Source organism: Escherichia sp. Lx600-2, from assembly GCF_036662595.1.
GTDB classification, from domain to species: Bacteria; Pseudomonadota; Gammaproteobacteria; order Enterobacterales; family Enterobacteriaceae; genus Escherichia; species Escherichia coli.
In genome coordinates this window covers 1-9,617 of record NZ_JAYQWM010000109.1, presented here as the reverse complement: position 1 = coordinate 9,617, position 9,617 = coordinate 1, and the positions used below count along the sequence as shown (strand labels likewise).

The following is a 9,617-nucleotide window of genomic DNA, read 5'->3' as shown; positions in this document are numbered from 1 at the left end:
CCATAATGTTTGGTGAGGTAATTCGCCATACTAATCCCATATTGCTGAGCCCAAATAGGGGATATAGACTCTAATTCCACAAGGTAGTTATCAATCACATTGAGTTTTTCAGCAGAAATACGGCTAGATTGAGTTGGGTTCGGTTGTAATTGCTGCTCAATTATTGCTGCAATATTTGGTGTAAATTCAGGTAATTGTGGGAGTACCTGTGCTAAAGCATGATTATTGATTTGTGGGTGTAATGCATACAAGGTTCCTGCACATATCGCTCCTGTGAGTACAATACCTAAAGCTAGACCGACACAAATGCCTTTGCGGTAAGAAGGTTGAGTAGGTGCTGGAGTGCTGATGGTGGCATTGGCTTTGATGGAAATTGGGGGGACTGCAGTACGAGCTTGAAATGTCGATGGCGAAGTTTTCGGAAGTTGCGGTGGTGTAGGCGGAATAAAACCGCTATCTGGAGCATCTGTACTCTCTAATTGCCTTGCCTGAGATGCAAGTAAATTTTGTAAGCGCTCTAGCTGAGTCAGGTGTTTGAGCTCTAATGTTTGTAACTGTTGTGCAATTTGACTAAGCTTGGTTTCAGTTTGGTAAAGGGCAGGAAGATCGGCATAAATGGGAGCATGTGCACGTAATCCTGTCACCAATTGTTGGCTTAATGTGGCGATAATTTCGACGCGAGCATGGGTCTGTTGGGGCCAAAGCCCTTGCCAGTGGTGACTGAGTAAATGCTGGAGCAACGATAACCCTTCATTTAATCCCGCTATGCCATTTTGATGCTGGCGGATCAGGGTAAACCATGCACAAGTTTGTAGGTCTGCACCATTTTGATTAAATAAGGATAAACATAAGCCATGGGCTCGAGCCCAGTCAACATCAGGGCGTGCAGGGTGGAAGCGTTTGTTTAATTCGTCTTTAAGGGCTGCAAAATCAGCCAGTGTGCGAGGGTCGCCGCCAAGGCGTAATGTATTTAAATCTGGGTTCATAATTGTCTCAAGCAATTGTCGGTTTAAATCGTATCGAATTGTTTTTTTAGATGATGCAATAAAATGCGACCATCAGGCATAAATTCAGTGCCATAGCGGATTAAACCTTGTTCGTGTAATTCAACCTCAAGGGCATAATGGAGTGTCCCAAAGCTATTTTGCGGTAATAACACTAAAGAGAGGGATTTGATGCGGGGCTCATACTTGAGCAATGTTGCCGATAAAATGGTCATCATATTGTGAGCAGTGCCGGGGAGACCTTGGATCATTTTACTCATATCGGGAAGCCCATAATCCGGAATATGTTCGATGCTCCCCGCTCTGGCGCTGAGAATACGGCGGATATTGTCCATGACGGAAACTATCACTTGGTCATGTTCTGGAATATCATCAATATTTAATCCTCCAGCAAAATACCCCGTCAACATTTCATATAACGAAGGCTGGGACATGTTATTTTTCTCCCAGTGGTTTTAGTGTCATAGCGTTATCCGTGAGAGTTAATAAACGTGGGTCATCAGGTAATAAGCGTTTTTTGGGGATCACCACACGCCAATTATCGGTGATAAGGTCTGGGTCGTGAAACATCACGGCGATAGCAACAAATTCAGCCCCTTCTTCGAGAGGCATATCAAGCGAAATTGATTCTCCTGGGCGAATTCGTAGGTCTTTTTGTGCGACTAACGAGGATTTGAGTACTTGGCTATCTTTAGCGAAAAGAGTGGCATAGTCGCTTTCTACAAAGCTTTCAAAGTTTTTTAGTTGGTAAACACGGATAATTGTTGATAACGATGCGCCAGTATCATCGGTATTTAATGCTTCACGTGCGACAAAATCTAAGTGTACGACTTTCACTTGTTTATAAAAGATGGAGCTTGCAACATTGCGAGTACCATCACCGACCATCTGAGTAAGGCCACAGCCCGATAGATTTAGTGCGCAGAGGAGCACTAACGTTTTGCCACAAAATGGTAATAAAGGTAGTTGTTTCATAAATGATTCTCAAAATTAAAATCGATAATTAGCATAATGTTGGGGAGACGTATTCTGTGATGACGTCGTTAATCGTTGGTAACGCCCTAAATTTAACGTGATAATATGTTCTTGGCGCACAGTTTGTGGGCTGAGTGTTCCCATTGCTGCGGTACGACCCAATTGAACACCTTGATGTGATTGGGTGCTTAACGCTGCATTGGGTAGTAACTTTCTTGGTAACTTTAAGTTAAGGCGAGCATTGACGCGTGATCCGAGATAAACATGCAATAGCGCCATTAAATCTTGATACAGCAACCCATCAGGCAACCAGTTCCGAGCTTCTTCAAGGTTATTGGTTTGTAAGATAATCAAAATTTGGCTATTAACATCAGTGGCGTACTGACCTAATACGGGTTTGTTGGCTAATGTCATCGGTGTTCTGCAGGATAACCCTGTTTGAGTGACTTGCTCGATGCGTCTTGGGTCATGGGACTTGATTTTAACTTGCGTATCAGGCGCCAGTAATTTGACTAAAGATATAACCCCTTCGGCGGTACGAGTCGGAAAACGTAGCGTACCTAGTAATGCGAGAAATCGGGATAACGGCGCTTGTATATGTTGCGCCGTGCCAGGTATACCTAAGCCAATTAATCCATATAAATATTGTGACGTTTCGTCTTTCCCCCCTGCTGAAAATGTTGCGGGGTAAGAGTATTTTCGCCAAATACGATAAAACTGCGTCGTCAGTCGGTGGTTAAAAATATCTAAAAAATCGGTAAGAGACTCGGTTCCTTCTCGTCGCTGTGCAATATCATCAAGGTAGGTTGTCGGTAGTGGAGAAGTGACACCATATAACCCTAAAAAAGTGGTTCGAATGCTAGGGGTTGTGCTATCACGGTATCTATCGTCAATATCCAACCCTTTAATTTCGGTGACGGGAAAGCCCATTCCACGGTGGGGGCGAAAACGAATAGCGTCTGTTTTGGGGTCTTGGGTACTACCGAGCGGCGGGCTCTGTGCATTACTTTGTTCTAGCAGCTGGCAAAACCGATAGAAGTTTACCAGCGGAAGACGCTCCCCAAGCGCATCAAAAAGCGGATTTACTGAGGATGATTTTCGGTCCATGTAAGGCTATTTCCTGTCGGTAAAATATGTAAAGTCAATTGGTTAAACAGATGTACATCGGTATAGAGGGCAAAAAAACGGTTGAGCATTTCGCCAAATAGATGAATGTCGCCCTCACCGTTAAAGCCGTGGCTATCGAGGGTAATGTCGATGGCAATGCCTCGCTGTAAAAAGCCTTTTTCAAAGCGTTCGATAAGGTGTTGCTCAACGTGGATCATGGCATCGAGTTTGCGGCTGTTCAGGTCATCTTCCCGCCAGTCATAAAGTGCTAGCGTTCCTCGTAATACCTCTACGTTATCCATCATATTCAGGAAGCTGGCACCAAGGTGGCTGAGTACGCGCCAATGAAATCTATCTTCAGCAGGGGGGTAGCAAGGTAGCGTAGGTTTGCATAAGTTACGAACCCGTAACTGTGTCTGCAAGGTCTCTTCAGTTCTGTCCAGCAATGTACTCTGTAACGCTTTGCGAGGGAGCTGCCCGTTAGTCCCGGTTAATTGTAGAGATAGCGTTTCACTTTCAAGAGATGCGGTTGGTTGCTCGTGCTCTCCCCCTAAAATTAGCCATGTATCATGTAGGCCGCTGACACCACGTTTAATTCGTGTGTGATAGTAATGTTCAGGGGCATTGTGGCGGAGCATTCCGCCTCGGTGGCGAAAACTACTGAATGGCACATAGTGAATTTGTTCATCGCGTCGCGTACCATGAACTGTATCGACCGCATAAATTTCGGTGTGTCCATCTTGTAAGCGCCGAGGGCGCAGTAAATATTCACTTTCTAATCCATTAACAGTAAGTGGGTCAGCTTCAATGTTGAATAAGTTGATCACTGGGACACTGTGTAGTTTTAGGTTATCAGTAGTTAATGGAATATCGCTGTCCCAGAGCGTATCAAGCACAATTTCTAGCTCAAAATGACTTAATCCTTCGGGTAATTGAATCTCATCAAGTCCGTTTAAGTTGACGAAGAAAAACTTTTCACGAAAAGAAAAATACTCCAGTAATAGTTGGTAGCCGCTGAAGGTGCTATCTCCTTTAGGCCACAGTTGGTCTTCTTCAGCAAATCCACCAGGGGAAAACCAAAGTGGTAAACGAATACGGTCAGGGGACGATGGCAGCCGAATATAGGTGGCTGCAACTTGCTTAGTCAGCGCTAAATGTAGTGCATAGGTAGTTGGAACATCACCAGCCAGATAAAAGGAGAGAGCATTAAGTGAGATTTGTTTCCAGTCAGCAAGCTTCGCACAATCGAACTGCAAGCGAATTACGGAACGGCCATCAGGCTCTGTGGTTAAATTAACCGTTGATAGCACAATGGGGTTGAGTGTTAAGTCTCGAGTTGTGCGATAGCGGCAGACGGTCTTTTTAGGTCCAATAGGGCGTGAAAGTACTTCAAAGTTAGCGGGGATCACTGATGAGATTTTCATATCATGAATATCCGGCGCGAGTTCAACCACAGAAAGTGAGGGAATGGTTTGTAGGTAATGAGGCCAAAGTAGGCTGACTAATCCTTCTGTTAACTCGGGTAAATCATCATCAATTTTTTGGCGCAATTGCCCCATGGAGAAGGCAAAACCTTCAAAAAGCCGTTCTACAAAAGGGTCAGGAATGCCCGCTTTGTCTAAATCTAATAATGCTGCTCGATCGGGGTGAGCTTGAGCGAACTCTTTGGCTGCCTCACGCAGATATCGCATCTCCGCATCATAATAGCGAAGGGTTAAATCATCCATTAGTATGGTTCTCGTTGATTAATTTAGGGATAGAGCACTAACGCTCGCACAGGGTCTAATCGAGTTAGCTGAGCCAGTAACTCAGACATTTGATGGTGCAGTTCAGTTTTGTCTGGCGTATTACGCTGCGTTTTACCTCGTAACAATTGCAACTGGCGGGCTTTAACTTCAAACAGCGAATGAGGTTCCCAATCCGCGAGGCGCATCTGTTCAGCACTACGGTCTAATTCACGAAGTAAATTCAGTGCCAAATCATGACGAGCAAATTGTTCAGCCACTCTTGCCATCACTAATTGCAGTAACCATTTTTGACGGGAAGTTTGGATATTCGGGCGTGACATTAGCCATGCTAATGCGGCTTCAACGCCTTCGGTGTCAGCTTGAGTTAACGCTTCTTGTTCTAACGCGAATATTGAGTCGTTATCATCGTCACTTGCGCCTTGAACAGGGATGTGATTGAGAGACTGAATATTCTCTTCCAGAATATGCTGTTTGATCCACGCTAAGGTGACTTCATCTGCGAAAGGTGTGCCATCTTCCCAAGCGAGATTTTCTAAACCCGGTAAGCGAAGTAAGAACTGCTTTAAATCAGAGGCAATCACTTCTGCCCAGCCATCCCATGGCGCAGGGGATTTACTCAATGCTTGGTGCAAGTACCATTGCACATCTAACCAAAAATGGTTAACCCCTTCTGCAAACAATCGATCTGCTTGTTCAGTGAGTTCGAGCCAATTTTGTTGCAGATATAAACGTTTTAGCTGGGCTTTGGCATCTGAGCGTGGTGGGGCTAATCGAGTACAACCTTGCTGATTTTGTGGGGGAGCTTGGTGTAGCGTATCCCAACGTACGGATTTCATCAGCCGATGACCCGATAACCAACCATTAGGCTGATTACGCAGATAATTGGCGAGCACTTTGGCTTGGTCAAGTAATTCTCGACCAGACTGAATAGGGGCGATAGGGCTGATACCGGTTGATGTTTGCTTCGTTGATATACTTTCTGTTGATTTAATATTTTGTGGAACAACACTATTCGCACCGCCAGATTGCGCAAGTCGATTTTCTAGTGCGCGTAGTAGTGGTGCAAGATTAGGACGGTTTGCCTCATCCCATGTACTAAATTCATCCACAATCGAGCTCAGTAGCGCCACGATACGTGCAAATTCGTTGCTATCAACTTCAGGATAAAGGGATAAACTGTCGATAACTCGCTGACCTGCCAACCATTCAATGGCTGACTTTCGGCTATTTGGGCGATTTGGTAGCAGGCCATCGTGGTAACGATGGAGTAATCCTGCCAGTAATCCTAATCCATCAGCTAAGCCCGTTTCACCTTCTCGATGTAAGCGCGCCCAAACATAGTAAGTGATCACGCGTGCGTCTTTACATACATGAGTTAAGAGATTTTCGGCGAGCGTACAGATTAACTCCGTATCTGAGCCTGATAACTTGTTGACTTCTTCTTTCATTCGTTCGAAGTCATCGTCATAGCTGGGGTCTTCCCCAACCGGATTTTCAGCCGTAATTGGCAATAGCCAGCGTTCCCATAACACGACTTGTTGTTCTACTAATTGATTAGCAGCAAGCGGGTTTCCGGTAAAACAGGCTGTGCGTAAGGCAGTTAATAAAGGCATAGGTGATGTCCTATTGGGTCTAATCCAAGAAGATTTTTTCAGGTAGCACAAAGTTGCGTAGTTTTAATAGCGCCAGTGGGCCTTGGCCCATTTCGGTGCGCAGCTGGTAATTGAGTGTATTGCCATCGGAGGTGGTCCACGACACGGTATAGCTACTGGTGCTTCCTGCATAAGGGGTAACTTGAGCCGCTTCAAGTAAGCGGATTAACCCCCAAACACCTCGATGATCTCGATAGAGGCGGGTGCCGGTGGAGGTGGTCATCCAAGTCAATGAGGCGCCTGAAGCGATAGTGTCGGCAGGCCACACAAAACGTTGCCACTCAGGGAATTGGTTATCGTAAGTGAGATTTTGCTTATCGACCACCAGTACCGTCTGCATCACCTGTTTACTGGTTCCCGGGCGCATTTCGAAGTACAGGCGAGCCTCTCCATTGGCGAAGGCCACATCGCCTAGCTCACTCAAGGTATTCATCGCCTGAATAAACTCAGGGTTAAAGCGTAATCCTTGCGCATTAGCACTATTCGGTACCCAGTGATGACCTTCTTTGCGTAAAACCCCTTGCAGACGGGTTTCTAGGAAACGTTGAATACGTCCGTTATCAGGGCGAAGATACTGCGCCATCAGAGGCAAAGAAATATCACTTTGCGTGTCTTTCAAGGGGTAGCGGCCGCCAAAGGCGTTGTTCCATTCATTGACAATGGCATTTTGCCATTCGCTATTGATCCCCTGAGCGGTTGGGGTGAGCAATTGTTGCCACGCCTGCGTCATCGGCTCCACTAACAGTGCATCGCCAAAAGGTTGCCACTCTTGCCCAAAACTGGCGGCAATTAAACTGCCCATGTCACGCGTTTGGGCAAAATCGACATTTTTACCGTCTAAAATACTTTGGGCGAAGGTTTGGGACATGGCTTGCGGGTCGGGGGCATTGACCACTTGCTGAAGTTTTAAGCGCACACGAGTAATACGGGTTAAATAGGCTTGTAAACTCAGATTATCGCCAGTTTGTGAGGCGGCTTGAGGGTCAACAAAGTTCAGGACAGGGCCAAAAGTGTCTTCCAATGGTCCCGTAAAATCGGCTTTTTGGCTAATCACGGGTTTTTGTTCTTTGTTGAGCAGTTCTTTCGCCGAGTTAACAAACGAGTCGGCCAGTTTTTCTGCCTGACGCCCGGTTTTCCCTTGGTAGGCGAGGGTGTTCATCAGTGCAATGACCGGGGACTGGCGCACATCGCTCATCAAGGATAATTGGTCGATAGTATCGGGTAAGCTTTCAGTATGGCGCCATTGCAGGCTATTGAGGAAGTTTAACCAGCTATTAGCAAAGTCAGCAAAATAGCGTTCAGTAAGCTGCTGCTTGAGCGCATCAGGCGAAATATCTTGGCTAAGTTCATGCTGGCTATCACTCAATACCCAGTCAATTTCATGACGGCGCGATTCAACCACTTTTTTGATGGCGGGTTGGATCGATTCTTCCCACGCTTTGCGGGTAAAAATACCCGGTACAAACTCTTCTGTCGTCAATAAAAAGTGGGCATCGGTATCGCCCGTCATATCATCTAAGGTCATATCGGGGAACTGATGTTGCGCTTGTCGTAACACTTCTTGATACAGTGTGGCACTTTCGCTGCGTTGACCAATTTGCCGCGTGAGTAAGGTACGGCTTTGATTAATCAGGTTATTGTTGGCGTTTAATTGCCATTCAGGGTGCGTCGGTAGCTGTTGGGCATAGAACATGAGCAACTCTTTGCCGAGAGTGTGCCATTCGCCTTCGTTCATTCCTTGCGGGACAGGAAGGGCAGTCAGAACGTGATTGGTGAAAAAAGCAGGCTCCATACGCTCTGGCGTACTCATCATGAGGTAAGTTTTTAAATCTTGATACGCACTTTGGGTGGCTTGGCGGCGTTCATCACTATTTGGCGATAATTGTGCATAAGCTTGTAACCGTTGCTCAAGTTGCTGACGGAGATTATCTTGCAGAGGAGGGAGTACCGTTTGTTGATACAGCGGCCATAAATGGGCTAATAGTGGCTGATTGCTATTCAAGCCAAAATGCAGCCAAACAGGGACGGAGCTCTGTTCGCGATGCGTTAACAGCCCCAGAGTTTGCTGAAAGTCGTATTGGGCTTGAAGGCGTTCCGTTTCCGGTAATTGGTGGTTAGCGGCGACACTCGCACTTTGGTAGCTGTCTTCGATGAGTTGGCGATTGGCGAAGTAAGAGACAATCATACCGGCTCCCCACAAGGTCATGGCGGTGGCTGCGCCGTATTGAACGAGACGTTTTTTATCAAAGCCTAAAGCGGCCGGCTGTAAACCGGATGCCAGTTCAGATTGTACGTTTAACCAGCTTTGCCAGCGGGTATCGGGGTGCCAACTATTTGGCAAACGTTGCTGATTTAACGGATTGATAGACGGGCTAAATGCGATGCCAGAAAAAGGCAGCGTACGTGATGGGGTATTGAGTGGCGCTAATGCGGTCGCGAGCTGTTGGCTGCCACCGTTTTGTAAAAATTGGGCTAAAGCAAGCAGATAGGTGTGTTTCTGTTCGCGCAGTAACGCTTGGGTTCCGTTGCTCACAAGTGCGGGGATCAGGCTTAATAAGCTAGGCGATAGCGCCTCGGCAGGCATATTTTGCTCAGTCATGCAGAGGATAGAGGGCGTTTCAACCGCGCTGAGGGAGGGTTGGTCACTGACACTCCATACCCAAACAGGCGCACGCCAGCCGAGTTCTTGAAAGAGGTTTTGGATAGCACGCCCTGCATTGTGGGCAGTGGCCGCATTCAGGTTGGTAAAGTGAATGTTGCTGTCTAAAAGCTGGGATGAAATGCTGTTTTCCGTCACCCAAATCACACCATCGAGCGGACGACGTCGGCGCAGGTGTTTGAGGGTTTCTAGTCGCTCTGAATCGATAGAACTCCCGATATCGCCACCGTAGATAAGCAGGGTGCCATCACATTCTTGCCAGATTTCTTGGGTAAGATTTGGGGCAAGTTTTTCGACGGCGGAATGGGAGCCGAGGAGGAGTTGAATAGAGATCTTGGAATGCCAGAAAGTGCCGTATATTTTTTTCATAGCTTGCGATAGTTCATCTGGCGTATTTTTATCATTAGATTTTTTTAGCCATTTATATTTATTTAAAAATGGTGTTATTGATGATAAAGATATTCGATGAGTC

At 46.3% G+C, this 9,617-nt stretch carries 7 protein-coding genes; all 7 read right to left on the bottom strand.

From position 1 onward, the window contains the following. Positions 1–986 (bottom strand): type VI secretion system ImpA family N-terminal domain-containing protein (locus OQV04_RS21790; protein ID WP_332642914.1); only part of this gene is annotated, 986 nt, incomplete at its 3' end. Positions 987–1,009: 23 nt separating this feature from the next. Further along, positions 1,010–1,438 carry a type VI secretion system baseplate subunit TssE gene (gene tssE, locus OQV04_RS21785; protein WP_042846429.1) on the bottom strand — a complete coding sequence of 143 codons (429 nt, stop codon included), beginning with the start codon at positions 1,436–1,438 and terminating at the stop codon, positions 1,010–1,012. A 1-nt stretch (position 1,439) separates the two neighbouring features. Continuing rightward, complete coding sequence (gene tssJ / locus OQV04_RS21780; RefSeq protein ID WP_042846428.1) at positions 1,440–1,979, bottom strand: type VI secretion system lipoprotein TssJ; 540 nt, start codon at positions 1,977–1,979, stop codon at positions 1,440–1,442. Between the two features lie 15 nt (positions 1,980–1,994). Next, positions 1,995–3,086, bottom strand: a complete 1,092-nt coding sequence (gene tssG / locus OQV04_RS21775; protein WP_048606625.1) for a type VI secretion system baseplate subunit TssG — start codon at positions 3,084–3,086, stop codon at positions 1,995–1,997. Continuing rightward, complete coding sequence (tssF, locus tag OQV04_RS21770) at positions 3,062–4,813, bottom strand: type VI secretion system baseplate subunit TssF (RefSeq protein ID WP_042846426.1); 1,752 nt, start codon at positions 4,811–4,813, stop codon at positions 3,062–3,064. Before tssF ends, tssG begins: the two co-directional genes overlap by 25 nt. A gap of 23 nt (positions 4,814–4,836) precedes the next feature. Next, a complete protein-coding gene (gene tssA, locus OQV04_RS21765; protein WP_272572459.1) occupies positions 4,837–6,447 on the bottom strand; it encodes a type VI secretion system protein TssA in 1,611 nt (536 codons plus the stop codon). Positions 6,448–6,466: 19 nt separating this feature from the next. After that, positions 6,467–9,617: ImcF-related family protein (locus OQV04_RS21760; RefSeq protein WP_332642898.1), on the bottom strand; the 3,151-nt coding region annotated here is incomplete at its 5' end.